The sequence below is a fragment of the Bacillus sp. MT94 genome, from assembly GCF_058792475.1.
Genome location: NZ_JBXAEZ010000006.1, coordinates 212,438 through 238,283, shown reverse-complemented (window position 1 = coordinate 238,283; position 25,846 = coordinate 212,438). Strand labels below are relative to the sequence as shown.

Sequence of the window (25,846 nt, the reverse complement as noted above, 5' to 3'; positions counted from 1 at the left end):
TTAAAGGAGAGATCATTTCATGAAAAAAGTACCTATCACTGTATTAAGTGGTTTTTTAGGATCTGGAAAAACTACCTTACTACATCACATTTTGACTAATAAGAATAGCTTAAAAGTAGCTGTCATCGTTAATGATATGGGCGAAGTAAACATTGATGCATCTCTTATAAAAAAGGGTGGTTTTTCACGTACGGAGGAAAAACTAGTAGAAATTCAAAATGGCTGTATTTGTTGTACACTACGAGAAGATTTAATGATAGAAGTGAATCGTCTTGTTGAAAATGGTGATATTGACTATATTATTATTGAATCTTCTGGTATAAGTGAGCCTATTCCAGTTGCTCAAACGTTTACTTATACAGACGAAGTTCTTAACATTGATTTAACGAAAAATTGCCGCCTCGATACGATGGTTACAGTTGTAGATGCAAATAGATTTTGGGATGATTTTGCAGACGGAGAAAGTTTATTAGACCGAAAACAAGCAATCGATGAAAATGATACCCGGGAAGTTATTGATTTATTAATAGATCAAATTGAGTTTGCAAACGTAATTATTCTTAATAAGATAGATTTACTAGAAAAAGAAGATGTGATAGAGCTTCATCATTTACTAAAAAAATTAAATCCTAATGCAAAAATTCTTGAATCTTCGTTTAGCAAAGTACCATTACAAGAAATTTTAAACACAAATCTATTTAATTATGAAGACGCTAGTCAATCGGCCGGCTGGATACAAGAATTAAATAGTGAACACCATACACCGGAAACGGAAGAATACGGTATCAATTCCTTTGTTTACCGTCGCAAATATCCTTTCCATCCCGAGCGCCTTATGAATTGGCTAGAAAAATGGCCTTTAGATGTTGTAAGAGCGAAAGGATTCTTCTGGCTTGCATCTCGTAATAATATGATAGGACTTCTATCTCAAGCAGGTTCCTCTATTACAATTCAAGGAGCCGGTGAATGGATAGCCGCATTACCTGAAACTGAAAGAAATCAAATGATTGCAGAAGAACCAGAAGTATTGAAAAACTGGGATAAACAATATGGAGATCGAATAACTGAGCTCGTATTTATCGGTATTGATATGAATCGTTCTGTGATTGAACAATCATTAGATGATTGTCTATTAACAGAAAAGGAAATGGAACAAAAGTGGAATACATTTATTGATCCTATTCCGGCTTTTACTTATACTTCATAACAATTAATAAAAGGCTTCAGTAGAATGAAGCCTTTTTACTTTATAGTACTCTTATTTAATAAGTTTGCTTTAATTATAAATACAACTGTACCTAAAACAATTAATATAGCATATATGATACTAACTACATCACCTATTTTTTCTAAGCCAAGCGGTAATATTATAGTAGCAACTCCGACTATATAAGAAAATGCTCCTGAAAGCTTCGCTAATTTATTTTTATCTCCAACAAACGTTTCTTCTTGATATCCTGCTAACAAAAACAACCTCTTTTTCACATGTATTTGATACACTAAAAAAATGATAAGTAACCCAACAAATAAACAAACTAAAAATCCAGCTAACATATACTCCCCCTCCTCTACAATATTTTACTATACATAAAAAACAAATCAGAAATTTCAGTTTATTAACGAGTCATTCTGTGATATATTGCATATTGTATTCAATTTATATTTTTAGAAAGGAGAATTTTAGATCATATGGATTCAAATCGATTAAAAGGAATTATAATGGTCATAATCGGTGCTTGTTTATGGGGCTTGTCTGGTACAGCTGCACAACAACTTTTTCAATATGACAATGTTTCAACCGAATGGTTAGTTACGATCCGTTTACTTATATCTGGAATTATTTTGCTCATTATTTCCTCATTCGGAACGAGAAAAAAAGAGATATTTGGCATTTGGAAACAAAAATCTAATGCTATTAAAATGATTTTGTTTGGTCTATTCGGTATGCTTGCTGTACAGTATACGTATTTCGCTTCAATTAAAGAAGGAAATGCTGCCGTGGCAACATTATTACAATATTTAGCTCCTATATTCATCACTGTATACTTACTTTTCAAATGGAACGTTCGTCCATCAAAAATTGATTTCATTTCAATTACCCTTTCATTAGTAGGCACTTTTCTCTTACTAACAAACGGGTCTGTTCATAACTTGGCTGTTTCTACACCAGCTATTATTTGGGGTGTTTTATCTGGATTATCTCTCGCTTTTTATAGTTTATATTCAAAGGAATTGTTAGAAAAATGGTCTTCCTCCGTTATCGTTGGATGGGGCATGATTATTGGGGGTATTGGTGTAACGATTGTACACTTTATTTCTACAAACGAATTCATTTTATTATCAACTATGAAATATGTAAAACTAAGTACCCTACCGCTCATCACATTTGTCGTCATTTTCGGGACACTTATTGCCTTTTATTTATACTTAGACAGCATACGATACCTGACTCCGAAAGAAACAACATTATTTGGTTGCACAGAACCACTCGCAGCTATTATTTCTTCTGTACTTATATTGCACGTGCCATTTCAATCTTTTCAGTTATTAGGCGCTTTTTGTGTCATTGTAATGGTGCTCATCTTAAGCCAAAAACCGGATGAAGGGAAACAAAAATTAAAGCTTGTTCATGCAAAAAAGGAAAATATACAATGAAAGGATTGAATTCACTATGCCTGTCCCTCAAAATTATAAAAAACCAGGAAGAATTTCAGCAAAAACACTCGTTTTAAATCAACTACAAAATTGGATTATTGAAGGTGTACTGAAGCCCAATGAAAAAATTAATGATGGGGAATTGGCTGAGGCACTAGGAGTAAGCAGAACACCTGTAAGAGAAGCACTTCAAATATTAGAGCTTTCTGGATTAGTGGAAATGGTACCAGGGCAAAAAACGAAAATTGCTCCTATTAAGTTAGACGACGTATCTATCATTTATGAAACGATGGCTGGTCTTCACTCTATTATAGGAAAGCAAGCTCTTCAAAACATTACAGACGCTGATATTCAACTACTTTCTGAAATAAATGATCATTTTCAGCACTCTATAGAGAAAAAAAACGCAAAACAAGCTTTAGAATTAGATATACAATTCCACAATACAATTTCTTCTATTGCTAAAAACCAATATATTGAACCCTTTCTAGAAAATATGCAACTTCACGTTTTACGTCTTGAATATTTGTTTTTCCAAAACTTTGTTCCGGCAAGTCAATCTATTGAAGAACATCACTCTATCATTCAAGCATTACAGAAGCAGGACGAAAAACAAATGGAACAAATAATGACCCAAAACTGGCTCCGTCCCATGAAAGAAATACAAAAAATAATTTCTACGAAATAAAAAGAGAGCTGGTTACACAAAATCGTAACCAGCTCTCCTTTTACTAATCTATATAGCTATGCCTGGATATTCGCATAATCTTCCATATCTTCGTACTCTTTTTCCAATTCCTCTAAAGACAGCTCGTATAATTGTCGGTCGCGAATCTTAAACACACCTGCTCCAATTAACTCATCAATTAAATGCCTCTTACGATTTTCAACAGCAAAACGGAGTTGACTACTCATCTTTTAAAAAACTCCTTTCTACGATCATTGAAAATGATAATCTTTATCAATTACCACTTTTGATTATAAAAGATGACTCTTTATAAGTAAAGTAATTTCATGAAATATTTACCTTGCAAAGTATTTGTGGCCACATTATATATATGTATGCCGTGCGAAAAATGTTATGACACTTTTTCTTATCCTTTTTCTTTCATACTTTGCAAGTTGTCTCATCATGATTAAATTCACCATCTATTTCTACTTGAATGGTGACATGTTCTACATGAAATTTCTCCTTTAATACATACGTAGCCTCTTTTAATATACTTTGCGTTTCATTCCCTTTAATAATAAGATGACATGTTAATACTTGAAAATCTGATGTGACAGACCATATGTGCAAATCATGAACTTCTTTGACAATCGGAATATTTAATAACGTACTTTTTACCTCTTCAACATTTATGTGCTGTGGTGCACCTTCCATTAATATATGAACCGTATCACGTGTTACACGCCATCCACTAATAATGACTAAAATAGACACAAGAATACTAGCAATCGCATCTGCAGCAGTCCATCCGAAAAATTTAATAAGTAACGCAGCAATGATCGCTCCGACGGAACCCAATAGATCGCCTAGTACGTGCAGGAAAGCACTTCTTAAATTCAAATTACCTTTCACATCTCCGCCTCTCATTAATATCCAAGCTGATAAAATATTAATAAGCAGACCAAGGACTGCAATAATGAGCATCCCATTACTAGCAATCTCAACTGGTTCTTTAAAACGACGGATTGCTTCAATAAAAATGTATACCGAAATGACAATAAGAACGACACCGTTACATAATGCTGCTAACATTTCGACTCGCTTATATCCATATGTTTTCACAGTTGTTGCTGTTTTTTCTCCGAGCTTAAACGCAAGTAAACTTAAAGCTAAAGATACTGCATCACTTAGCATATGCCCCGCGTCAGATAGTAGTGCTAAGCTATTTGTTACAAATCCACCAATAACTTCTGCAATCATAAAACTTGTTGTTAGTAGGAAGGCAATTAGTAACGCCTTTTTATTTTTTGAATGACCGTGATCATGCGAATGTCCCATACTTATACTCCTTTAAGTACAATATCTGTATGTTAGTATGAAACAAACTCCCCATCTTTATCCCGAATCGACTGATTGTAAACGCCCGCTTCCTCTGTATACACACTTCGCTATTTTTTAGACAATCCCTTTTTCTCAAATAAAACAAGACTACTTCTTTTTTATTTTCATATTGTTTACTAATGAAAGAATTTTAAGGAGGTTACTTAAATGAAACGTTTATTTCTCTGTATGGAACGTGAACTTGTTGTAGTGAAAGAACAATATGATAACTATGAAACGACTTACCACTTACAAAATATGCAACCTACCTGTATCGCTGTTGATCCGTTCCACCCAAACCGTGTATATTGCGGAACATTTGGACGAGGTCTATGGTTAAGTGACGATAGCGGGGATTCATGGAGACCAATTGGAGATTCTTATCGTTACTTTGATTTCCCTAAAGAAGATGGTATTTTACACTCCTCTATCACTTCCATAACAATAAGCTCAAATGAACAAGTGAACGGATATGGGGTCGTTTATGTCGGCACAGAACCGAGCGCTTTATTTCGCTCTGAAAATGGTGGTGAAACGTGGACTGAACTTAAAAATATGAAATCATTATTATCTTCTTATACGTGGGCTTTCCCGCCTAGACCTTTTACCCATCACGTACGCTGGATTACAGTTGATCCAAACAACCCTAATACAATACACGTTTCAATCGAAGCTGGTGCTGTTATTCAAAGTAATGATAAAGGGCATACATGGATTGATAAAAAATTCGGTGCTCCTATCGATGCTCATCAATTACTTATGCACCCTGAAGCACCAAATCGTCTTTATGCATCATGTGGTGACGGATTTATGGGCGGACCTGATCGTGCTTATCTTGAAAGTTATAACAATGGAAACAGCTGGATCTCATGTAGTGAAGGACTTGAACATCATTATTTATACAGCATGGCAATTGATCCAGCTGATTGCAATACGATTCTCGTTTCAGCTGCACCGAGTGCTGATCTGGCTCATCACCGTATCCCTTATGAATCTTATATTTATCGAAAAACGAAAGATACTCCGTTCCAGCAAGTACAACAAGGGCTACCATCTGCAATCGGTACAGTCATTTCGATGTTTGCGACAAACAAGGCTGAACCACATACGTTTTACACGTTAAATAACAATGGCGTCTTTCAATCCAATGATAGCGGCGAATCGTGGGAACAACTAAATATTCCGTGGAAAGATGAATATAAAACGCAGCATCCGCATGCATTGCTCGTTACTAGTTCTTAACGAAAAAAAGACTGCCTAAATGGTTTTAGGCAGTCTCTCTTTTATTTCTTTAAATCAATGACAATATCATCTAACACAATATCTTTACTCTTCGCTTCTTTTTTCGGCACTTCTATTTTCTTCTCTTTCCCATTCACATACTCTACTCCACCATGATTTTCAGGTGTATGTACTCGCAAGTGCACGCGAGGTGTAACGATAAGCTTTGTTGCATTTTCGTTTAACTTTTTGAATGTAGCACTCCAACTACTTTTATGTGGCTCCGCTACTGTACTACTTCCGCCATTTCCTTCACCAGCATAATGATTTCCTAAATCATCTTTTATTTCTAACTCAACATCCGCACTATCCCATATATTTCTTAATACCTTAGATTCTTCCTGATTGAAAAAAACGATATATGACATCGGGGTTACTTCCATTTTGTCTATATTTACTTTTATTAATTCATTTTCAGACACCTTATTAACTTTTAATTCCTTACTATCCATTGCTTTTAAACTAAGCGCGAAATTCCAGTTCCCCTTTATTGCCTTATCTTCATAATCCAACTCAATTGCCTCTATATCCCACCAAACATTTGCAACATCTAACCTTTCACTACCATGACCACTCATCGTAGTCATACCTACATATTTTCCCTCTCCAACTTTTGTAACGTTCGAACTACCTCCTCCGCCATTAAAGCCCCTAACTTGCGGACTTCCAAATGGGAACGGTTTCTCTCCTAAATCTTTTTCGCTTTCAATAGAATATGTGATTGTAATTGTTCTACCATCAAACACAGCATCATTAATGGTAACCTTAACTCCATTACTCTCTCTCGTCATATTCAACTCAGTCGAAAATTCTTTATAATTTTCATATAACCCTGTTCTACCATTATCTAAAAATCGGAATATGTCACCGACAATTGGCAATCCCCCTGCATATGTAGGAAATCCGATACCGAGTGTTGCAACTGATAATCCTACTAAAATAGATGCAGCAGCGACACCTTTTTTCCAACTTTTCATCTTTTTCTTCGTACGTATCGATTGTTTTACATTTCGTTTTACTTTTTCCTTTTCAATTTCAGAAGCCTCAATTTCTTCTAGTTCTTTTTCATCTATATCAATATCATTTAATAGTTCATAAATGTCTTTCATATCGCACTACCTCCAAAACTAATATTCGTAGCATTTTGTTGTAGTTTCTTTTTCCCCCGGTACACTCGATTATCAATTGCTGCCCGAGTTAATCCTAACTTGTCACCTATTTCCTCTGTCTTCATACCAAGTAAATATTTCATAATGAACACCTTTTGATCTAGCGGTTCTAATTGATTAATGAGCTTCAATAATTCTTCCCTATCTTCCATAACGATTAATTCGTCTTCTGCTGATTTTTCTGTACTGATATGAAACTCATCTGAAATGATTTCTACTGTTTTAGTCGATTTCCGGTAATAATCAATTGCTTTAAACTTCGCAATCGCTACAATCCACTTTTTAAAATCGCTCGGCTCTCCATGAAATTTATTTGCGTTATTCCAAATGGAAAGAAATATATCGTTTATACATTCCTCTATGAGTCCATCATTTTGAATTGGAAGTAGCACTTTATGCGTGATCCCCTTTATGAGTGGTAAGTATGTATCGACAACAAATTCTAACGCGTCTTCTTTTTGCCGCTGTAATCTTTTTATAAAATTTTTCTCATTTGATTTCATGTAGCGATTCCCCTTATTGTTTTGTAAAAGCTTTTACACCCTATATAACGTCTGAGAAAATTTTTTCTCTCATCTTTTTTATTTTTTGTATGTAATGGAATACTTTTCCTTAGCCATTGTCTCACATAACTATGCGTTCAAAGAAAATTTTCTCAAGTCTACAATTTGGTTCATGTAGTACACTATTTATATAGTCATTCTTTAACTTAGTGTACATTTTATTTCGTTAATCTACTATTTTAAATTAGGAGATGAGATATGTATGTGTGGAATTACAGGTTGGGTAGATTGGAAAGAAGACCTTTCAAATCAACATGTTATTTTAAAAAAGATGGCAAATAGTATTCAGCATCGTGGTCCGGATGCTGAAGGATTTTGGTTTTCACCTCATGCGGCCTTTGCACACCGGCGTTTAATTGTAATTGATCCAGAAGGCGGGACACAGCCGAAGACATTCCGTGCTGGTGATTATACGTATGCTCTTACTTATAATGGAGAAATTTATAATTTCCGGGAACTTAAAGAGCAGCTTCAAAAATGTGGGCATGCATTTGAAACCCATTCAGATACAGAAGTATTACTGCATGCTTATTTAGAGTGGAAAGAAGACTGCGTACGACATTTAAACGGAATTTTCGCTTTTGCCTTATGGGATGATCAGAAGCAACAATTGTTTTTAGCACGAGATCATTTAGGTGTAAAACCACTCTTTTTTACAGAAAGAAATGGTAGTATTATTTTCGGCTCTGAAATTAAAGCATTATTAGCGCATCCATCTGTCCCTGCTGAAATTGATGCGGATGGAATTAATGAAATATTTGGATTAGGCTTATTTCGCACTCCAGGATGTGGCGTCTTTAAAAATATTCAAGAAGTACGTGCTGGACATTCTATAACATTTACACGTCATAAAAAAGTAGTTACGAAGTATTGGAATTTAGAAAGTAAGTTCCATACAGACTCTATAGAAGATACATCTTCGCATATTTTATCTATTTTACAAGATACAGTAAAAAGACAATTAATTGCCGATGTTCCTCTCGTTTGTATGTTATCAGGCGGATTAGACTCTAGCGGTATTACTGCACTTGCGGGTAAAGAATTTGCTGCTGAAAATAAAACACTTCATACGTATTCTGTTGACTTTGTAAATAGCGCAAAAGACTTCGAACTGACATTTGCTCGCACTGGTTTAGATGCACCTTGGGTAAAACGCGTTTCTGAACATGTCGGGACAGCGCATCATGATATTATTGTGAATGCTGAAGAATTAGCAAATCAATTATTCGTTCCCCTTCATGCAAAAGATTTACCGAGTGCTGGTGAAATGGAAACTTCACTATATTTACTATTTTGCGAAATGAAAAAAGATGCGACCGTAGCTTTATCCGGCGAATCGGCTGATGAAGTATTCGGTGGATATCCTTGGTTTCATCAAGAAGAACTACTATATGTAGATAAGTTTCCTTGGCTAACAAATTGGAAAAATACATCTCCTCTTCTACTAAATGAAGTAAGTAACCAATGTAATCTAGAAGACTATATTGATACACGATTCCAAGAGGCGATACTTGAAGTACCTACTCTTGAAGGCGAAAGTAAAAAATCCGCGAAACAACGTCAAATGTTTTATTTATTTTTAACAAGATTCCTTCCTTTCTTACTTGACCGTAAAGATCGCATGAGTATGGCTGTTGGATTTGAAGTTCGTGTACCGTTTTGTGATTATAGATTAGTTGAATATTTATGGAATGTTCCTTTCAACATAAAAAGTATTGATAATATTGAAAAAGGCATTTTACGTAGAGCACTACAACCAGCTTTACCTGACGATGTACGCAATAGAAGAAAAAGCGCTTATCCAACTTCACAAGATCCACTCTACTTACAAACAATCCGTAATTTAACACTTGATATGTGTAACAATAAAAACAATCCTATTTTCTCACTTATTAACCATTCCATCTTACTTTCAATTGCTGATCAAAGTAATAAAGAGATTAACAATTTTGAGGCAAGAAGTGCCATGGAGTATATGCTACAAGTAAATGAATGGTTGAAAACATATCACATCCATATTGCTTAACAAAAAGGAGTTCAAGGATAAAAACCTTGAACTCCTTTTATATTAATTAGCACATTGTTTATTATCAGTATCAATAGACCATCCAATAATCGTGGCACAGTCTCTACCTTTCCACTGCAGTACATTTGTTAATACGGGCTCAATCTGCAAGCTATTTCCGTCGTGCAATATTTCTACTAAAGATTGATCATCATCAAACCTTCGTTTGTCACACTCTAAAATACCGTCCGTTGCCATTACAATGTGATTCATTCCTTTTTCTAATCCTCTTACACCTGACGTAAAGCAAGGTGTATTTGCTGCAAAAATATTTTTCCTGCCAATATATTCGTAATTCTTCCGTTTATTTAATCGTCCTTTTCCATTTTTCGTTTTCTCAGAATGGAATAAATACGCGAAACAATCACCAACTGATAACCAATATAAAAATTCCCCTTTTCGTAAACAAATTAAGCAAGCGAGTTCCTCATCATCTTGATCACACTTTTTAATAAATAACTCATCTGTAAATAACGCTAATAAGTACATATGTGTATGATGGAAAGCTAAATGTATTGGATATGAGAATAACTCTTTTAGTTTTTCTTTTCTTTCCGAAATCGCTTCTATTATATAATCTATATTTTTTGTTTTGTGATGTGTATCAAAAATCATAACAAATTCAAATTGTAATTCAGGATCCCACCAAGCCAGCACCGCATCTCCTCGTTCATATGCATCACTCTCTTGATTTCCCCCATATACGCCGACTGAAAGAGGACCACATTTTTCAACATGTATTTCATCTACATACATCTGTTCATGACTAATCCATTTGAATGTATTCACAGCTATCATCCTCTCTCTTGCTAAATGTATACCTTTACACATAGATTACCTTATATTTCAATAAAAATAAACTTTTTCAACATTTTTTATCCAAATAAAAGGATTTTATTTCTAAAACAACGAATATATCTTACTATACGATATAAAAAAGGGGATTTATTATTATGAACAACATTAATCAACATTGGGAGAGCATTTATTATCACTTACGATACGAATACGAGGACAACCTTTCCCACCAAGCAATTCGTATTTTACAAATCGTTTCTCGTGAGAAAGATATAACAATTGGAAAAGTCGCTACTGAACTTAGTCTTTCTCATAACACAGCGTCTGAACATATAAAACGCCTTATTCAAAAGGGTTTCATCGTTAAAGAGAGAAATAAAAAAGATGAAAGAGTGGTAAACCTTACATTAACAATTGAAGGAATTGAAGGATTAGAAAAACATACTTTACTAGATAAAGAAAAGATAAAAATATTAGAATTACAGTTATCAAAAGAAGAACAACAATTAATTGAAAAAGCATTTTCGTTATTAGCGAAGGAGGCAAAATATGCATTTCCTCGTTAAAGTAATCGTTTCGGCACTTATTATCGGCATTATCACTGAAGTCGCTAAACATTACAGTACGATAGGTGGCTTTATTGCTGCCCTTCCTCTCGTGAGTTTACTTAGTTTATTTTGGATTTCATTCGAAGGCGGAAATAAACAAGAATTGAGTCAATTTGCTTTAGGGGTATTATATGGATTCCCCGCATCAGCACTACTATTATTTATTGTCTATATTGGTTTAAAAAATTCATTTACACTTAGTACATCTGTCCTACTTGGTATAGGTGTTTGGTGTATCGTTTTTGCTTGTCAAAAATTATTTCAAGCTTAGGAGGAATTAACATTCATAAATTTGTAGAAATAATGGGGCAAAATATAGAAGTACATATAAAAGGAGATGGTAAACAAACTGTAGTCATTCAAACTGGAATGACTTGCTCATTTTATGATTGGTTTCCTATTATAGAAAAGCTTTCAGAGCACTTTACAGTTGTTTCATACCATCGCCCAGGTTACGGAAAAAGTGATTTAGGCAATCAGCCGCGTACAATAAGGCAAGTTACAAAAGAGCTACATATGTTACTAAACAAACTAGCTATTCAAGAACCATTTATTCTAATCGGTCATTCCTATGGAGGATTATGTGCACAACATTTTGCGATGTTACATGAAGATAAGCTGCAAGCACTTATTTTAGTTGATTCTACTTCGATGAACTTACACCGTTTAGATGAACTTCATTTACCAATTTCTGATCAAACTGATTCTGATGATGTTTGGTTTCAAAAATATAATATATATTCCAAAATGGATGTAGACACACTTTATAATGAACTAAAACCTATTCTCACCGATCAATCAAAACAGCAAATTGAATTCTCTACCTCGCCTTCATTATATAAAGCGACAGCTTCTGAACTATCGGAGTGGAAAAACTGTGCTCTCTCACTAAAAGAGCTATGTAAAACATTAGAAATACCATTAATCGTTATCGGTAGAGATCCTCAATATTCTATTACTCAATTGACTAATGGCGGCATGCCAAAAGAGGAAGCAATACAACTTGAAGCAATGTGGCAAGAACTAATTCACGAACAATTACACCTCTCAACTAACAACCAATATATTCTTGCCGAACATGCTAGTCACGATATAGAAAATGATCGACCAGATATTATTATTGAGGCGATTCATTTCTTACAAATAAAAAAAGGAAGCAACTAAAGCTGCTTCCTTACTTATCTATTCATAATCTTCTTCATCATCGATTTCTTCGTAATATGAACTTCCATTACTTACATATATAGGGCCATTCGCAACATCAATACGTAGTACCCACGCCCATGGCACAGCTAAACGTTTATGTATCGCTCGCCAAAAGCTCATTGATTTTCTTTCGTACTCCTGGAACTCCTGAAGTAACTCTTTGTAGGAGGAACCGTCTAACTGAATATTTGCTTCTAACAAACGAGAATGGGCATAGTACTGTAACTCTAGTTCAGCAGCAATTTCCATTTCTTCTTCCGTTGCCATACCAATAATTGTTCCATCTTCTGGTGCAATTTCATATACGTTTTGAACTTCAATAAGCCCTTCTTTCTCTTTCTCAAACATGTAAACAGCCTCCTTTAACATATATTTTTTATGTTACAAAGTCATACTTCTACAATAACTTCTCTCTTTCCTCTTTTTTTGATAAACTTTTACAAAATATTTAACCGATGACCTGTTTTCTCTATTCTTTCAGCAGAAATGAAACGATTTTTATCAAAATTTAATTTATACACATCAGGCATATGAAGTGTTTTCCAAAACTCAAAATCATATTTCGAATTAAAATAATTCATGAGTAATACCATAATATTTCCATGCGTACCTATTACAATATTCTTACCTTCATATTGTTTTAATATATTTTGCATACATATTACAGCGCGCCTTTGTGCGATATCATTCGATTCTCCGCCTTCGTATGCAAAACTCCAATCTTCCCACACATTCTGCATAGCATCATTAAAATTTGATACTGGCTCTGTGCTCAATAATCTTTCACGCAAATCTTCTTCTGTTTGTATTAATAATTTATATGTATTCGCAATTCCTTGTACAGTTTGGATTGCTCTTTTATACGGGCTAGAAATCACAACCTCAATATGTTTATCTTTTAATAAGCGTGTTACATTCTCTGCATCTAAGTACCCTTTTTCAGATAAAGGTCGCTCCCGTTCTTCTTTTGTATAGGTAGAATGGGCATGGCGAACGAAATAGATTGTTGTCATTTATTCATCTCCTTTTTCCGTTTCTACCCAAATTCAATACATTACCATCAAATCCCTTTACCTTTATAATAAGTGCTTTCAAATTTAAATGTTGATTTTCATATTAATAAAAGGGAAACACCCCATATGGTGTTTCCCTCATTTAAAATAGACTACATTCAATTAAATACTTTATCAATTTTATTTCTATCGTATTCTAATATCCAATCATTATATGTATTATAAATATCCCTAATTGTATCAGGAGAGGTAGCTAATACATCACAACCTCTATCATCATAAACGTGAAATATAGTATTCTTGTTAACATTTATAAAATACACCCTATGAAAAATACTCGGTTTTATTCCCATATCTTGATTACAAATTGCTTTTAGCATAGGAATGTATGTAAAGTCAGAGATTTTACATTTCAAAGTATATCTATGTGTTTTATATGCTCCATCTTCATCTTCTTCTGGAAAAACATAAGGGATTGTATTTTTCTGTAACTTAAACAAATCGGACTTCTCTTTGACATACTTAGAAAAGATATTCAATTTCTGTTTGAAAATTTCACCATTTGCATAGTCATTTACATCCACTACAATATAAATATCATCTTTTGTTGAATGTAAAGACTGAAATAAAGTAATCGTCCTTTTATAAACGCCTTCTAAATATAGACAATTTTCATAAATGTTATTACAATCATAGTCCACACCTAATCTAAAACGAATACCAATATCCCAATTATAAAATAGAGGTGGTCTAAGTTCTAAATTCGGAAACGTTTCAAGCATATACTCATTCAACCTCATCTCAATACCTACCTTTAATAGCATGTTGTTTACATAATAAAATTATTTTATTATAATTTATTTCTAAACTCTTCATCTGTTATAGCATCTTGAATAAAATAATTTATATTATTTCTCAGCTTTTGATATACAACTTGATCTTCTATATCGTTAAACATAATTACAACTTCTACTTTATTCCCTTTCTTATCTGTAGTATACAAGCTTTTTGTCAATACGAATGCGGTAGAACCACCTTTTTGCCCCGCAAATTCTAACTTACTATTATTAACTGTTCCTTTGAAAATATTCTCGATTTCTTCTTGCATTAATTTAGGAAAATAATTTCTACTATTTATTTTTTCCATTATACTCATATAATCTTTAGCGTTTGCACTCACTAATCGATCTGACCAAATTCGCTGAAATTCCATATCTACCTTTAATGGAATTTCACGTTTTTTCCATTCTTCTTCATCTTTCATCCATTCATGAATTTGTAACACATGTTTATTATACTCATCCTTTGACATGTTACGTATCATTTCTAATGATTGATTTTCTGGCTTATGAAGCTCTTTTTCTACATACCCTCTCATATATAGTGAAGCTGTATACGAAGAGAACTTATCATGACTAGTAAGCTCTAACTCTTTTATACTTTCATTTACTCTTTCTATTCCAAGCTTATCTAACAAATATGTTGTATTTGCGTTAGAACTATAATGAATCATTCCTTTAGCGACTTCTTCTAAAGCGATTTGTCCATTTTTCACTAATTCTCTCGCTTTGGCATCTTCTAACCAGTTAGGATGTGCTCCACCATCAGTATCTTTAACGTAATATTTTTCTAGCTCGTGCAATGAAATTTGTTCATCACGACTTATTTTTCCTTCTGACACTTGCTTAGCAAATTCAACTGCTATTACGATTTTTGCCGTACTCGCTAATGGCAATTTTTTATTTTCATTTATAGATGTTAATATCTCACCATTTTTTCTAATCAGTAATGAACATGTCTCATCGTCTTTATGTTCTTTTATATAGGTTAATACGTAATCAGAATCTTTTTTTGACAAATAATACTTCATTATGACAAAGAAAGCTATAATTGCTACTATAATCACTCCTGCAACAATTCCTATAATCTTTAATATGTTCACAATATACCTCCTCTAACAAATTTCCTTCTATATCATAATTATACCGAACTAAATTACAAAATTATACAAAACAGAATAACTCTTCCTACACATAAAGAATTATTATTTTATTTCACACTGTATTGCACGAAAAAATCTCATGAATATGTCTAACATTCACATAACAAAAAAACATGCTTTCATGATGAGAGCATGTTTTGTGATATTCTTTACATTGTTTCGTTAAAAAATTATCTTTTTATTTACCATGATGTAACATTAAATCACTAAGTTCTTCTTCAATGTGATTTAATTTCGCAACGCCTTCTTTCCATTTATGAATATAACGTGAAACCCCAACGAAAAACAAAACAATAATTGTGGAAAGAATAATACCATATACGATTGCTACAGTACTCATAGTTACACTTCCTTATAATTAGTAATGTGGTTATTAGTTATATTTTTATTATAAACCTTTTTCTTTTAAAATACTTCGATTTCAACTTTTTGTAACAAAATTGATTTTTCTAACATTTCGTTCGTAAAAATGGCATATTTTTCACAAATTATACAAAACTTCACCATATGTACTATTACCATATGAGTTATATTATTAAATAGAATAAAGGGGATGATATACTATGACGACTTGGTTTATTGTGATGTTAGTTGTATTTGGAGCATTTAAAATTATCGTTTCTAGCCTTCCTAACACTGTTATTGAATCCATTATTAGCAAGTACGAAACACATCCACAACTTGACGAAGAGAATGTGACTATTACAATTCACGGAAATAACGTAGAAGGCGAAAAGAAATCAAAAATTATTCATGATTTTAACGAAGGTTTATTTTTAGATCGCTATTATGCACCACCCCATAATGAAGGCACTCCTTTAATTATCAATGCAAAACGTGGTAAAAAAGATTTCACATTTTATATTTACAGTCATGAAGAGCATGTTGATGTTGTAAAACAATATAAAAAGAAGGTAGTTGCTTATAGTTTACGCTCTAAAAATCTTCAAAACAGTGATATGTTCGTATCAGCTGATTTGTATAGTGATAATAAAGTTATTGAATTTTGACTAAAAAAGATAAGAGCCTTACTACATTCTATATGCAGCAAGGCTCTTTAAAGTTGTTTCAAATTATATCCATCTGCTTATGTAATGCTTAAAAAATGAATAATAAAGTTGTTTACTTCTTATTAAACTAACGCCCCCGTTAGTTTAAGTGTAACTCTTCACAATTATTTGATATTATATAGATAAATAGAAATATAAATCAGAATTTAGTTTATAGTTATAAAAATAAGTTATTTATACCCTTATAATTCTTCAGAAAGGAGAGTGTATGAAAAAGACTATTGTTTTTGTATTAACGATATTTATATTATTCTCAGGATTCGCAACACAAAGTTATGCGTTGTCAGATTCGAAATCTGTGGCAATACAAGCATTGCTAGATGATGCCTGTCGTACGTCAGGTGTGCCTGGAATGTCACTCTCAATACTTGCTGATGGTGAAGTGTTCTACTTTTCTTCTGGGTATGCAGATCTTGAAAAGGGACTGTCTGCAAGTGAAAATACACTCTATGAGTTGGCCTCGGTGAGTAAAGCTTTTACTGGTATGGGGATTTTGCTATTGGAAGAGCAAGGGCTGCTATCAATGACTGACCCTATCCAAAAATATTTACCTTGGTTTACGTTAAAGTATCAAGGTAAACCTGTTGATATGCAAAACCTTACACTAAATAACTTTCTTCACCATACCAGCGGCCTAACAAATATTAGACATCTTCAAAATATTCCACAAGGTAATACGCCTGATATGTTGCAAAAGACCGTGGAAACGCTGGTAGATGCAGAATTGGCGTTCTCTCCCGGTGAACAATATAACTATGGAACCGTTAATTATGACGTATTGGGTTTGGTTATTGAGATTGTATCACGACAAAGCTATGAAGACTTTATGAAGGAGCAGGTATTTATACCCTTAGGTCTTCACCAGACCTATGTTTATAAAGAAGATGCTCAAGCCACTGGACAGTTAGCACAGGGCTACCGTTCTTCCTTTTTTATAACAACTCCATTTAACGCTCCGGATTATGCTGGGAATAAACCTGCCGGCTATATCATTTCTAATACAAAAGATATGGCGCGTTGGATGGGCATACAGATGGGTATTGTGCAGGACATACCCGAAATATTTCACAGGGCTATCGAAAAATCACATAGGGGTGATATGTCTGTTTCGGCTGTCAATGATATGTATTATGCGGCAGGTTGGTCGGTAAACGCCGAACAAACGTTTATAGAACACACTGGGGGTAATCCAAATTTTAGTACCAAAGTAGCCATACTGCCAAATGAAAGAACAGCCATCTGCTTACTGAGCAACGGCGCAAATACCAATATAAACCTGGTACTAAAAGTTAAAAATATATTAAACGGCAATCTAACTCAGTCATATGAGATAAGCGGCACACAGCTTTTGGACATCATTTTGTCGTCTACCACAATTATTCTTTGCCTATTAGCCGTTCTGTTATTTTTCTTAGGATTAAGAAAAAGGAAAACGAATGAGCAGCAGCCAATGACAAAAAAGAGAACAATCGTAACAATTATTTTCCTAATCGCTACGATTGCCCAGTGTATAATGTTTTTTGCCCTCGATTGGTCAACGATACTTATTTGGCAAACATATAGTGTTCTTACAGCTTTAATTTCGTCAACATTATTAACAGCAAGCATTACTTGGTTTGTATTTACTCACCGATTAGATGCCTCGTTCCGAAAATAAGTATAATGTTAAGTAAATAAATCCTAATTTATCGATATTTTTAATTTAAAAAACAGAAGACACTTCTCCTAGTTAAACCCACTTGCTATTTCTTCCACTAACCTGCCTCGTTAGTAGAAGAAGGATTTTTAAACAACTATATTATTTTTTAAATGACTTTATTGTAAATTAAACAACTTTATTATCTCTGTACATGATTTAGCTTAATACTCATATATAAAAAGGAATCCACGAAATATGGATTCCTTTTTTCTCATTTACTGAAAAATAAGCTCTGTCTTCAAACTATCTTTCGGTAACAACCAGTCTTTTTTCTCTAAACTCCCCATTAATAATTCCCTTTGTTTTGTCGCAATACTTTCTTCATTTGTTTTAAATGACACTTCTATTACGAAGTCATCTTCTAATTTCCCAGTATTACTTAATGGCCAAATTTCAATATTTGCTTTTATGTTTTCAAACTCTCCTGTATATCGCTTCATTAATACAGGACCGTAAATACGGGAATTCTTTAACATCTCTTCTCCCCAATTTGTATACAACCATTTGTTCATTTTCCCTGGTAATTTTTCTATTAACATGTTTTGAGCAGCTTGTTCATTTGGTAAATCAAGTATCCCATATCCTTTAGCACTGTAACTTTTCTTATTTGAAATGCTTAATGTTTTCTTCTCAAATCCCCAATCTATTTCCGCCTCATAACTATCCGTATTACTATCGAATCCTTCTTTTTTAGCTACTTCTAGTGCATCTTGAATTACACCATTTTGAATAGGATATCTTTTTTTATATGTTAGTTCAAAATCTTTACTAAATTCTTTCTTTCGAATTCTAGCAAACCAACCTTCATCACTTAAACTTTTATTTGCAGTATCTAAAAATTGCACTTGTATTCTTTCATATTTTGTACCAGCCTGGAAATGTTCTAGCACCTCTTGCTTCATCTCTTTGTTATAACCTAATACTTGTTCTGGCTTTAATAATAACTTCACTTCAAAACTAGGTTTCATTGGACTAGCAGTAAACCCTTCCTTAACGTTATAAAGGAAACAACAAAAGAAAATGCTTACGAATACAAATACTTTTTTCATATACCTATCCCCTTTGTATTTTAAATGACTTCTATACGTTCCATTGCAAGTGAATATACATTTTCATATCCTGCTGTACTTAGCTTTTGTTGTAATCGATCTGTATCCTCTTTCAAAGCGTGTACTAGCACCGTATGTTCTGGTAATAATGTATTTAACATCTCTTTAACGTCTCTTATACTTTGGTGAACTTTATACGGAACTCGCTTCACCCTACATGTACTCCTTACAGGTTCTTTCATAACTCTTTCTGCAAAACTCCCTTTCGCAATGTGCCCAGTAAAAATAACGGCATTCCGCTTTTCATTCCGAAGCTGTTCATAGCATAACTGTGCTCGTTTCGTTTGCATATTCGCATCACTCATTACAACTATTCCGTAACTATTTTGCATACTAATATCATTATCCATCACTATTATGTTTCTTTTTAAACTCTCCATAATCCATTTAAATTCTTCATTATTTTTTATCCAATCTTTATATACGAACATCTCTTCAAATCCAGCCAAGATTTCTTTATCTACTATAAGCGGAAATTCTTTATATCGTTCATATAAATACAATACTATATCTTGCGCCCTACCAAGTTGTGGCAGCGGTAATAATGCTATTCCTTTATTTTGCATAACTCGTTCAATTTCTGCACATAGATCGTCTAATCTTTCATTTTGCGAAACATCATCTGTGTGATAAGCGGCATCCACAATTGCGACTTTTATATTATGGCCCAATTTCTCAGGTAAATTAGCTCGTAGTATATTAGACTCTGCTGAATAATCGCCTGAATAAAATACGTATGTATTACACATATCAACTAAAAACCAAACAGCTCCCAATACATGCCCACTATATCCCCATTGAAACCGCAATGTAGGAGTAATTTGTACCCATTCATTTGGATTACTAATCTCATCAATACATACATAATTTAAATCTTTTATGTGCTGGTCGCTATAAGGTAAATCCCACCCTTGCATCACATTATAGTTTCTCCATTTTTCATAATATAACGGCAGTTGCTCCTTCGTATAACGAGTCGTCCAAATTTTTTTCTTATAGCCATACTTCGCTAATAAAGGTAAACCCATCGTATGATCTTCATGGATATGTGATAAAAATACCGCATCTAAAAATGGAACAGCTTCTCTCTCTATTTTTGGATAACTATCCTCATAAGATCGATTAATACCACAATCAAATACTATTTTCACCTCTGTATTTTTTACAAAATAGCAGGAGCGACCGTACTCTCCTGCTCCTCCCCACACTTCCACTCTCATCATGCTACCCCTTTTCGCTTTTGCTCCATATGTTGCAGCAGTAATAAGCACATTGTTGTAAGTCCAACAGAAACAACGGCCATCGCCATGCCTATAGATACTTCACCCTGTTCAAATTGAGCAAAAATAAACGTTGCTGACGTTTCTACTGATGGAGGTAATACGAGAAGCGATGCTACTAACTCTCTTATCGAAATTGTAAATGTCATCGCCCATCCAGCAAGAATGCCTGGGATAATAAGAGGCATTATTATTTTTCTAAAAATATAAATATAATTTCCAGAAAAAAAACTTCCTGCCTGCATGAGAGAATCATCAATTTGTCCGAGTGATGATTTTACATATTGCACCGTGTAAGGTAAAAACAGAACAACATACGTTACGATAACCATGATTGGTGTATTGTAAATTGACATAGGCATATATGGTGAATTCCAAAATAGAATAAGACCTACAACCATAACGATTCCTGGTACCATATTCGGTAACATACCGCACATATCAAGCCATTTTTCAGAGGTTTTTTTCCCCTTTCGAATCATAAGTGCCAAAAAGACTCCAATCATTACCGCGATAATCGCTGTTACGAGTGAAAAAAGAAAACTATTCCATAAAGCCTCTAATCCCGGAGATCCTATTGTAAACAATGCCTCATAATGGCTTGTTGTAAAGTTATTTACATGTAAACCGCCGCCTCTTAATTTTGACAAAGAAGCAATAAGTATAGAAAAGTATGGAATTCCAATTGATACTATTAATAAACCAATTACATACATCCATGCTACAACGCGCGTAAATATAGACAAAGTATATCTTTTAGATTTCACACCTTTTCCACTAACCATTGCATATGAATACTTTCGATTCAATACATTTTGCATATACCAAATAAGCATACAAGCACTAAGTAATAAAGAAGATAATGCTGTTGCACTACTAAAATCAATTGGCCAACTCGAAATAAATTTATGGATTTCTGATGTTAACACGTGGAATCCTATTCTACGTCCGAATGTAGCCGGTGTTCCAAATTCAGCAATCGTCTTTACGAAAATGAGTAAAGCACCCATTACATAACTTGATACTAATAACGGCAATATTATTTTTCTTAAACGATAGAAAAAACTTCCGCCATGAACTGCTGCAGCTTCTTCTTTACTACTCCCAATCTGAAGTAACGTGTTTTTCAGCATGAAATAAAGGAATGGGAATAAATGCAGACTCATAATTAAGACCATACCTCCTAAACTAAAAAACGATGATGAAACTGTCTTTAGCATCGGAAAAAATTGTTCAAAATAGCCGTTAGGTTGCATGAACAAAATCCAGCCCATTGATCCAATATACGGCGGTGTCATAAATGGAATCATAAAAACAATATCTAACTTACTATACTTTCCTACATCTGTTTTGCTCATAATAAACGCCAATGGAAATGCAAATATTGTAGCTCCTATTACAACGAGTACACCTAGAAGCAGCGAATTCAGAAAAATCCCAGCTAATCCACCACTCTGCATCACTTCAAAAGGCTTTAAAAAGTTCCAACTGCTATTTTCATATATACTAGAAAATAAAATAAGAAAAAGGGGTATGACGATTAACATCGCCACAAGCAATAACGCTACCGTCATTCCAACTTGTCTTACTGATACGAATCGATTTACCATGGAATCACCATCTTATTGAAATACTTTCTTAAATTGTTTTCCTATTTCATCTTGCTCTTTCTCAACTGTTTTCCAATCAATATTTAATACTGGAATCTCTTCTACATTTGGTCTATTTTCAGCTTTTATATCTGTTCTACCAGGCAATAAATACGCTTTAGAAACTTGTTTTTGTACATCATCGGATAATAAATAATCAATAAACTCTTTTGCGCCTTCTACATTTTTACTATCCTTCATAATCCCCGCTGCGCGTGGACTAATAACTGTTCCGCTTTTTGGATATACGATATCAACAGGTTCACCCTTTGCTTTTGCGCTGTACGTCATATAATCAACACCCGCAATTACCATATCTTTCGCACCTGTTACAACTGGGTCTAACGCTTCCTGATTTGCTCCTGCTACTGTAACTTCATTTTTCTTAAGTTGTTCAAATAAATTCCATCCATCTTTTCCATTCTTTTTCACATATCCAGTTACAAAGTCTAAAGCTGAACCTGAAAGTGCTGGATCTGGAAGATTCACTTTTCCTTTCCATTCCCCTTTCGTTATATCGCTCCAATCTTCAGGCGCTGTCTTCACATTTTTTGTATTGTACACAATCCCTAATGCTGAAGCACTATACCCGAAATAATGTCCTTTATCATCTGACCATTCAGAACGCAGCTTATCAGCTTGTTTCGCTTCTTTATAAGCTAACGTTTGACCCTCTTTCTTTAATCCTTCCATCGCTGGTAATGATGCAAGTACGACTACATCAACGACTGGATTTTTCTTTTCAGCTTCCATTCTCGCTAAAATTTTACCAGTTGTCCCTTGAAACATTTCCACCTTTATACCAGTTTTCTTTTCAAAGTCTTTTTGAATTTTTTCTGCTAACCCTTTTGGCCCTGCACTATATACAACAATTTTCTTTTCAGTCGTATTTTTACTTTTTGCATCTGCATTGCCTGTCTTTGAACTACACCCTGTTACTACAGCCGAAAATAATAAAGTACATACAAATAAAGACTTAAGCGAACTGAATTTCTTCATATGATTCTCCCCCTATATGATGAATACATTTTTTGGGCACATATAACGATACTGGTTTACCGATGCTTAATTTACTATTGTGATAAGCTGTCCATATTCCGAGTGCCCCCATGTTTACTTTTATTTCATACCGTTCTCCTACATATGTAACGTGCTTAATTTCACCTGTATACATTTCGCACACTTCATTTTTCGTCCAGCTCACATGCTCTGGACGAACCATTTTTTTACCCTCTACAAGCCAATTCGCCTTACCAACAAATTTGGCAACAAATTTATGAGACGGTTTCACATAAATATCTTCCGGTGTTCCTTTTTGTAATACTTCTCCTTGTTTCATGACAATAATTTGGTCTGACATTGACATTGCTTCTGTTTGGTCGTGAGTGACATACAGTGCAGTTAAATCAATGGAATGAACGATATCCATAAGCTCTATTCTCATTTCTTCTCGCAAAATTGCATCGAGTGCACTTAGCGGTTCATCAAACAAAATAAAATGAGGTTTTGTTACAATTGCTCTAGCGAATGCGACACGTTGTTGCTGTCCACCAGAAAGTTCGTGTGGATACCTTTTCTCCATACCTTGCAGGCGAACTCGCTTTATCGCATCTTCTACTTTTTCTCGCAATTGATTCGTTTGCTTTGTAGCTCTTAAACCAAATGCAACATTTTCAAAAACAGTCATGTGCGGCCATAAAGCAAAATCTTGAAATACCATACCGATATTCCGTTCATGAGGAGATGTCTTTATCTTTTTTGCAGCAGAATACATGCACTGGTCTCCAAAATATATTTCTCCCTTATCCGGTTCTTCAAGCCCTGCTATCATTCTAAGTAAAGTCGTTTTCCCACATCCCGAAGGTCCTAAAAGTGTAGTGAATTCCCCTTGTTTCATTACAATCTGCAACGGCTTTAACGCCTGTATTTTTCCAAATGTCTTTTCTAATCCACTAATTGTAATATCCATTGCTTCACCTCTCTCCCCTCATTCTTAACCTGCTTTCATTCTATATGGAAGATTTATACTGAATGTTAATGTACTGTAAAGATTAAATTAAAAAACTTCTAATAAACTATTTATTTCTATAGATTTTTTCTATAGTTAAAATAAAAAAGGCGGCAATTCATAATGAATCTCTTAAAATTAGAAATTATAGTACTTATTAAGAAATACAAAAAGCTTACAATCGTTGCAGAAAAACTTGGCGTTAAACAACCAACTATTACATTTCATATAAAAAGCTTAGAAGAAGAACTCGGTGTATCTCTATTCGAATTACGTTCTGGAAGGTATTTCTTAACAGAGGCTGGTGAGGCTTTGCACCATTATGCTTGTAAAATAGATGCACTTATGAAAGAAGCTAGACGTGTCACGCAAGAGTTTAAAGATTTTCATAAAGGTGCTATAACAATCGGCGCTAGTTATGTACCAGCGACTTATCTTTTGCCAGAAGTCGTTCATCAATTTCAATGTGAATTTCCCAATATAAAAATAACGCTACTAGTGAAAACAGCCCCTGAAATTCGAATGATGCTACAAAATCACGAAATCGATCTTGGGATAATTTCCGCTGCTCCATTTGATGAACCACTTTTAAAACAAACGAATATAATGCCCGATACACTTGTTCTTGCCTTTTCCAAAGAACATTATTTTTCAAAGAAAGACAATGTATCGTTACAAAATATCGAAAAGGAACGCATACTATTGCATCGTAATCCATCTACAACGAGAGATTTACTTACACAATGGACGTTGGCGCACAACATTACATTCCAATCTGAAATTGAATTAGACTCATTAGAAACGATGAAACAAATTTTAAAATATGGTAATGGAATTGCCTTTATTTCTAAACTTGCTATCGAGCAAGAAATACAACGAAATGAGCTATGCTATATACCAATCCCTGAATTTGAATTTCAGCGTAACATTTATACGATTCATCATGAGGACAGATGGAATTCTAAAATCATTTCTTTTTTACTACAGAGCATCACTTCATTTGCAACAAAAAATTAAAAGGCTGTCATTATGCACGACAGCCTTTCAAACTATAAATCTATTTATTTTTCTTTGCCTCAATTTTTGCTTGCGCCTCTTCAGCCTTATCTAATGCTTCTGATACTTTCTTCTCTTTTTCTTTCACTTCATCTATACTATCGACAGCTTTAATAATTTTATCGATTCCTTCTTCTTCTACCTTTCTACGCTTTGCCACTCTTTCATTTACTTTCTCTTCCACATCTTTTGCTTTTTGAAGCATATTCTCTGCATTTGATGTTACAGCTTTTTCAAGTTCATCATCTTTTTTCTTTTGTAACACTTCATTTGCAATGTCTTTCGCTTCTAAATACTTACCGTCTTTTAATGCTGTTGCTCCGTGATCCATTCTCTCAGCAACTTCTTTATATGATTTCGCTTCATTTCCTGCTTTCTCTTTTTCTGCTTTTTCGAACCACATTGTTGCATCACTATACTTTTCATCTTTCAATGATTGCATACCTGTTTCAATATATGTGTCATAATTGCTACATCCAGCCATTACGACTAATAGAAAAAGCATAACAAAACTTAATTTTTTCATGCTGTTGTCTCCTTTTCTTTGCAAGCTCACTTTACTTTA

The 25,846-nt window shown here is 33.9% G+C and carries 29 protein-coding genes; 11 read left to right on the top strand and 18 right to left on the bottom strand.

The window, feature by feature from the left end; genetic code table 11:
* Nucleotides 1-19 precede the first annotated feature (19 nt).
* On the top strand, nt 20-1,207 hold the full coding sequence (locus AC1Q51_RS22255) for a GTP-binding protein (RefSeq protein ID WP_492331718.1): 1,188 nt from the start codon (nt 20-22) through the stop codon (nt 1,205-1,207).
* Between the two features lie 35 nt (nt 1,208-1,242).
* On the opposite strand, the gene AC1Q51_RS22250 is transcribed toward AC1Q51_RS22255, so the two are convergent.
* Complete coding sequence (locus AC1Q51_RS22250; protein WP_492331717.1) at nt 1,243-1,554, bottom strand: DUF3784 domain-containing protein; 312 nt, start codon at nt 1,552-1,554, stop codon at nt 1,243-1,245.
* A gap of 135 nt (nt 1,555-1,689) precedes the next feature.
* Between AC1Q51_RS22250 and AC1Q51_RS22245 the strand changes: the two genes are divergently transcribed.
* Together AC1Q51_RS22245 and AC1Q51_RS22240 are read left to right on the top strand one after the other, a co-directional pair.
* Nucleotides 1,690-2,655 carry a DMT family transporter gene (locus AC1Q51_RS22245; RefSeq protein ID WP_492331716.1) on the top strand — a complete coding sequence of 322 codons (966 nt, stop codon included), beginning with the start codon at nt 1,690-1,692 and terminating at the stop codon, nt 2,653-2,655.
* A gap of 16 nt (nt 2,656-2,671) precedes the next feature.
* Nucleotides 2,672-3,343 carry a GntR family transcriptional regulator gene (locus AC1Q51_RS22240; protein WP_492331725.1) on the top strand — a complete coding sequence of 224 codons (672 nt, stop codon included), beginning with the start codon at nt 2,672-2,674 and terminating at the stop codon, nt 3,341-3,343.
* Nucleotides 3,344-3,399: 56 nt separating this feature from the next.
* On the opposite strand, the gene fbpA is transcribed toward AC1Q51_RS22240, so the two are convergent.
* Complete coding sequence (gene fbpA / locus AC1Q51_RS22235) at nt 3,400-3,570, bottom strand: Fur-regulated basic protein FbpA (protein WP_000098302.1); 171 nt, start codon at nt 3,568-3,570, stop codon at nt 3,400-3,402.
* Nucleotides 3,571-3,763: 193 nt separating this feature from the next.
* A complete protein-coding gene (locus AC1Q51_RS22230) occupies nt 3,764-4,663 on the bottom strand; it encodes a cation diffusion facilitator family transporter (protein WP_090976037.1) in 900 nt (299 codons plus the stop codon).
* Between the two features lie 210 nt (nt 4,664-4,873).
* Between AC1Q51_RS22230 and AC1Q51_RS22225 the strand changes: the two genes are divergently transcribed.
* Nucleotides 4,874-5,947 carry a WD40/YVTN/BNR-like repeat-containing protein gene (locus AC1Q51_RS22225; RefSeq protein WP_000825318.1) on the top strand — a complete coding sequence of 358 codons (1,074 nt, stop codon included), beginning with the start codon at nt 4,874-4,876 and terminating at the stop codon, nt 5,945-5,947.
* A gap of 41 nt (nt 5,948-5,988) precedes the next feature.
* Here the strand turns inward: AC1Q51_RS22225 and AC1Q51_RS22220 are convergent, their stop codons facing one another.
* Together AC1Q51_RS22220 and AC1Q51_RS22215 are read right to left on the bottom strand one after the other, a co-directional pair.
* Nucleotides 5,989-7,095 carry a DUF4179 domain-containing protein gene (locus AC1Q51_RS22220; RefSeq protein ID WP_492331715.1) on the bottom strand — a complete coding sequence of 369 codons (1,107 nt, stop codon included), beginning with the start codon at nt 7,093-7,095 and terminating at the stop codon, nt 5,989-5,991.
* A complete protein-coding gene (locus AC1Q51_RS22215; protein WP_086423768.1) occupies nt 7,092-7,658 on the bottom strand; it encodes a sigma-70 family RNA polymerase sigma factor in 567 nt (188 codons plus the stop codon). The genes AC1Q51_RS22220 and AC1Q51_RS22215 overlap by 4 nt, the downstream gene beginning before the upstream one ends.
* A gap of 262 nt (nt 7,659-7,920) precedes the next feature.
* On the opposite strand from AC1Q51_RS22215, the gene asnB reads away from it, so the two are divergent.
* Nucleotides 7,921-9,744, top strand: a complete 1,824-nt coding sequence (gene asnB / locus AC1Q51_RS22210) for an asparagine synthase (glutamine-hydrolyzing) (RefSeq protein ID WP_098211647.1) — start codon at nt 7,921-7,923, stop codon at nt 9,742-9,744.
* Nucleotides 9,745-9,786: 42 nt separating this feature from the next.
* Here the strand turns inward: asnB and AC1Q51_RS22205 are convergent, their stop codons facing one another.
* Nucleotides 9,787-10,614, bottom strand: a complete 828-nt coding sequence (locus AC1Q51_RS22205; RefSeq protein ID WP_002040904.1) for a PP2C family serine/threonine-protein phosphatase — start codon at nt 10,612-10,614, stop codon at nt 9,787-9,789.
* A gap of 122 nt (nt 10,615-10,736) precedes the next feature.
* On the opposite strand from AC1Q51_RS22205, the gene AC1Q51_RS22200 reads away from it, so the two are divergent.
* Genes AC1Q51_RS22200 through AC1Q51_RS22190 form a run of 3 tightly spaced genes read left to right on the top strand, consistent with a single transcriptional unit; the run spans nt 10,737 to nt 12,353 of the window.
* Entirely contained in the window at nt 10,737-11,147 is a 411-nt protein-coding gene (locus AC1Q51_RS22200) for a MarR family winged helix-turn-helix transcriptional regulator (RefSeq protein WP_090976032.1), read from the top strand.
* On the top strand, nt 11,131-11,460 hold the full coding sequence (locus AC1Q51_RS22195) for a DUF3147 family protein (RefSeq protein WP_000545616.1): 330 nt from the start codon (nt 11,131-11,133) through the stop codon (nt 11,458-11,460). The genes AC1Q51_RS22200 and AC1Q51_RS22195 overlap by 17 nt, the downstream gene beginning before the upstream one ends.
* Nucleotides 11,421-12,353 carry an alpha/beta fold hydrolase gene (locus AC1Q51_RS22190; RefSeq protein ID WP_492331714.1) on the top strand — a complete coding sequence of 311 codons (933 nt, stop codon included), beginning with the start codon at nt 11,421-11,423 and terminating at the stop codon, nt 12,351-12,353. The genes AC1Q51_RS22195 and AC1Q51_RS22190 overlap by 40 nt, the downstream gene beginning before the upstream one ends.
* Before the next feature lie 18 nt (nt 12,354-12,371).
* Here the strand turns inward: AC1Q51_RS22190 and AC1Q51_RS22185 are convergent, their stop codons facing one another.
* The 6 genes from AC1Q51_RS22185 to AC1Q51_RS22160 form a co-directional block, all read right to left on the bottom strand.
* Complete coding sequence (locus tag AC1Q51_RS22185; protein ID WP_000461779.1) at nt 12,372-12,743, bottom strand: hypothetical protein; 372 nt, start codon at nt 12,741-12,743, stop codon at nt 12,372-12,374.
* An 89-nt stretch (nt 12,744-12,832) separates the two neighbouring features.
* The gene (locus AC1Q51_RS22180) at nt 12,833-13,408 is read right to left on the bottom strand and encodes a histidine phosphatase family protein (RefSeq protein ID WP_090976027.1); all 576 of its coding nucleotides are present in this window, start codon (nt 13,406-13,408) and stop codon (nt 12,833-12,835) included.
* Nucleotides 13,409-13,566: 158 nt separating this feature from the next.
* Complete coding sequence (locus tag AC1Q51_RS22175) at nt 13,567-14,190, bottom strand: DUF3885 domain-containing protein (protein WP_065486054.1); 624 nt, start codon at nt 14,188-14,190, stop codon at nt 13,567-13,569.
* 68 nt (nt 14,191-14,258) lie between these two features.
* Complete coding sequence (locus AC1Q51_RS22170; RefSeq protein ID WP_029441930.1) at nt 14,259-15,350, bottom strand: serine hydrolase; 1,092 nt, start codon at nt 15,348-15,350, stop codon at nt 14,259-14,261.
* A 238-nt stretch (nt 15,351-15,588) separates the two neighbouring features.
* Nucleotides 15,589-15,750: a hypothetical protein gene (locus tag AC1Q51_RS22165; RefSeq protein ID WP_000108701.1), complete on the bottom strand. Its 162-nt coding sequence runs from the start codon at nt 15,748-15,750 to the stop codon at nt 15,589-15,591.
* A 65-nt stretch (nt 15,751-15,815) separates the two neighbouring features.
* Nucleotides 15,816-15,932 (bottom strand): hypothetical protein, encoded by a 117-nt coding sequence (locus tag AC1Q51_RS22160; protein ID WP_001987133.1) that lies wholly within the window; start codon nt 15,930-15,932, stop codon nt 15,816-15,818.
* 41 nt (nt 15,933-15,973) lie between these two features.
* Here AC1Q51_RS22160 and AC1Q51_RS22155 point away from each other — a divergent pair, with 41 nt between their 5' ends.
* Nucleotides 15,974-16,420: a YfmQ family protein gene (locus tag AC1Q51_RS22155; protein WP_029441929.1), complete on the top strand. Its 447-nt coding sequence runs from the start codon at nt 15,974-15,976 to the stop codon at nt 16,418-16,420.
* Between the two features lie 268 nt (nt 16,421-16,688).
* Nucleotides 16,689-18,137 carry a serine hydrolase domain-containing protein gene (locus tag AC1Q51_RS22150; protein ID WP_090976023.1) on the top strand — a complete coding sequence of 483 codons (1,449 nt, stop codon included), beginning with the start codon at nt 16,689-16,691 and terminating at the stop codon, nt 18,135-18,137.
* Between the two features lie 257 nt (nt 18,138-18,394).
* On the opposite strand, the gene AC1Q51_RS22145 is transcribed toward AC1Q51_RS22150, so the two are convergent.
* From AC1Q51_RS22145 to AC1Q51_RS22125, 5 genes are read right to left on the bottom strand one after another with little or no spacing between them, the layout of a single operon-like run.
* Entirely contained in the window at nt 18,395-19,228 is an 834-nt protein-coding gene (locus AC1Q51_RS22145) for a hypothetical protein (RefSeq protein WP_048565277.1), read from the bottom strand.
* Between the two features lie 20 nt (nt 19,229-19,248).
* Nucleotides 19,249-20,511, bottom strand: a complete 1,263-nt coding sequence (locus AC1Q51_RS22140) for an MBL fold metallo-hydrolase (RefSeq protein WP_139213202.1) — start codon at nt 20,509-20,511, stop codon at nt 19,249-19,251.
* Nucleotides 20,508-22,178: an ABC transporter permease gene (locus AC1Q51_RS22135; RefSeq protein ID WP_492331713.1), complete on the bottom strand. Its 1,671-nt coding sequence runs from the start codon at nt 22,176-22,178 to the stop codon at nt 20,508-20,510. The genes AC1Q51_RS22140 and AC1Q51_RS22135 overlap by 4 nt, the downstream gene beginning before the upstream one ends.
* 12 nt (nt 22,179-22,190) lie before the next feature.
* Nucleotides 22,191-23,216, bottom strand: a complete 1,026-nt coding sequence (locus tag AC1Q51_RS22130; protein ID WP_000714686.1) for an ABC transporter substrate-binding protein — start codon at nt 23,214-23,216, stop codon at nt 22,191-22,193.
* Nucleotides 23,194-24,186, bottom strand: coding sequence for an ABC transporter ATP-binding protein (locus AC1Q51_RS22125; RefSeq protein ID WP_090976019.1), 993 nt, complete (start codon nt 24,184-24,186; stop codon nt 23,194-23,196). The genes AC1Q51_RS22130 and AC1Q51_RS22125 overlap by 23 nt, the downstream gene beginning before the upstream one ends.
* A 162-nt stretch (nt 24,187-24,348) precedes the next feature.
* On the opposite strand from AC1Q51_RS22125, the gene AC1Q51_RS22120 reads away from it, so the two are divergent.
* Nucleotides 24,349-25,242, top strand: coding sequence for a LysR family transcriptional regulator (locus AC1Q51_RS22120; protein ID WP_001050585.1), 894 nt, complete (start codon nt 24,349-24,351; stop codon nt 25,240-25,242).
* A 40-nt stretch (nt 25,243-25,282) separates the two neighbouring features.
* Here AC1Q51_RS22120 and AC1Q51_RS22115 read toward each other — a convergent pair whose 3' ends face one another.
* Entirely contained in the window at nt 25,283-25,807 is a 525-nt protein-coding gene (locus AC1Q51_RS22115; protein WP_000736425.1) for a COG3014 family protein, read from the bottom strand.
* Nucleotides 25,808-25,846: the final 39 nt, after the last annotated feature.

Excerpts from the sequence above, each read along its gene's own strand:
- AC1Q51_RS22255 (WP_492331718.1), top strand. The coding sequence starts at position 20 with ATGAAAAAAGTACCTATCACTGTATTAAGTGGTTTTTTAGGATCTGGA.
- AC1Q51_RS22250 (WP_492331717.1), bottom strand. The coding sequence starts at position 1,554 with ATGTTAGCTGGATTTTTAGTTTGTTTATTTGTTGGGTTACTTATCATT.
- AC1Q51_RS22245 (WP_492331716.1), top strand. The coding sequence starts at position 1,690 with ATGGATTCAAATCGATTAAAAGGAATTATAATGGTCATAATCGGTGCT.
- AC1Q51_RS22240 (WP_492331725.1), top strand. The coding sequence starts at position 2,672 with ATGCCTGTCCCTCAAAATTATAAAAAACCAGGAAGAATTTCAGCAAAA.
- fbpA (WP_000098302.1), bottom strand. The coding sequence starts at position 3,570 with ATGAGTAGTCAACTCCGTTTTGCTGTTGAAAATCGTAAGAGGCATTTA.
- AC1Q51_RS22230 (WP_090976037.1), bottom strand. The coding sequence starts at position 4,663 with ATGGGACATTCGCATGATCACGGTCATTCAAAAAATAAAAAGGCGTTA.
- AC1Q51_RS22225 (WP_000825318.1), top strand. The coding sequence starts at position 4,874 with ATGAAACGTTTATTTCTCTGTATGGAACGTGAACTTGTTGTAGTGAAA.
- AC1Q51_RS22220 (WP_492331715.1), bottom strand. The coding sequence starts at position 7,095 with ATGAAAGACATTTATGAACTATTAAATGATATTGATATAGATGAAAAA.
- AC1Q51_RS22215 (WP_086423768.1), bottom strand. The coding sequence starts at position 7,658 with ATGAAATCAAATGAGAAAAATTTTATAAAAAGATTACAGCGGCAAAAA.
- asnB (WP_098211647.1), top strand. The coding sequence starts at position 7,921 with ATGTGTGGAATTACAGGTTGGGTAGATTGGAAAGAAGACCTTTCAAAT.
- AC1Q51_RS22205 (WP_002040904.1), bottom strand. The coding sequence starts at position 10,614 with ATGTGTAAAGGTATACATTTAGCAAGAGAGAGGATGATAGCTGTGAAT.
- AC1Q51_RS22200 (WP_090976032.1), top strand. The coding sequence starts at position 10,737 with ATGAACAACATTAATCAACATTGGGAGAGCATTTATTATCACTTACGA.
- AC1Q51_RS22195 (WP_000545616.1), top strand. The coding sequence starts at position 11,131 with ATGCATTTCCTCGTTAAAGTAATCGTTTCGGCACTTATTATCGGCATT.
- AC1Q51_RS22185 (WP_000461779.1), bottom strand. The coding sequence starts at position 12,743 with ATGTTTGAGAAAGAGAAAGAAGGGCTTATTGAAGTTCAAAACGTATAT.
- AC1Q51_RS22180 (WP_090976027.1), bottom strand. The coding sequence starts at position 13,408 with ATGACAACAATCTATTTCGTTCGCCATGCCCATTCTACCTATACAAAA.
- AC1Q51_RS22175 (WP_065486054.1), bottom strand. The coding sequence starts at position 14,190 with ATGCTTGAAACGTTTCCGAATTTAGAACTTAGACCACCTCTATTTTAT.
- AC1Q51_RS22165 (WP_000108701.1), bottom strand. The coding sequence starts at position 15,750 with ATGAGTACTGTAGCAATCGTATATGGTATTATTCTTTCCACAATTATT.
- AC1Q51_RS22160 (WP_001987133.1), bottom strand. The coding sequence starts at position 15,932 with ATGGTAATAGTACATATGGTGAAGTTTTGTATAATTTGTGAAAAATAT.
- AC1Q51_RS22155 (WP_029441929.1), top strand. The coding sequence starts at position 15,974 with ATGACGACTTGGTTTATTGTGATGTTAGTTGTATTTGGAGCATTTAAA.
- AC1Q51_RS22150 (WP_090976023.1), top strand. The coding sequence starts at position 16,689 with ATGAAAAAGACTATTGTTTTTGTATTAACGATATTTATATTATTCTCA.
- AC1Q51_RS22145 (WP_048565277.1), bottom strand. The coding sequence starts at position 19,228 with ATGAAAAAAGTATTTGTATTCGTAAGCATTTTCTTTTGTTGTTTCCTT.
- AC1Q51_RS22140 (WP_139213202.1), bottom strand. The coding sequence starts at position 20,511 with ATGATGAGAGTGGAAGTGTGGGGAGGAGCAGGAGAGTACGGTCGCTCC.
- AC1Q51_RS22135 (WP_492331713.1), bottom strand. The coding sequence starts at position 22,178 with ATGGTAAATCGATTCGTATCAGTAAGACAAGTTGGAATGACGGTAGCG.
- AC1Q51_RS22130 (WP_000714686.1), bottom strand. The coding sequence starts at position 23,216 with ATGAAGAAATTCAGTTCGCTTAAGTCTTTATTTGTATGTACTTTATTA.
- AC1Q51_RS22125 (WP_090976019.1), bottom strand. The coding sequence starts at position 24,186 with ATGGATATTACAATTAGTGGATTAGAAAAGACATTTGGAAAAATACAG.
- AC1Q51_RS22120 (WP_001050585.1), top strand. The coding sequence starts at position 24,349 with ATGAATCTCTTAAAATTAGAAATTATAGTACTTATTAAGAAATACAAA.
- AC1Q51_RS22115 (WP_000736425.1), bottom strand. The coding sequence starts at position 25,807 with ATGAAAAAATTAAGTTTTGTTATGCTTTTTCTATTAGTCGTAATGGCT.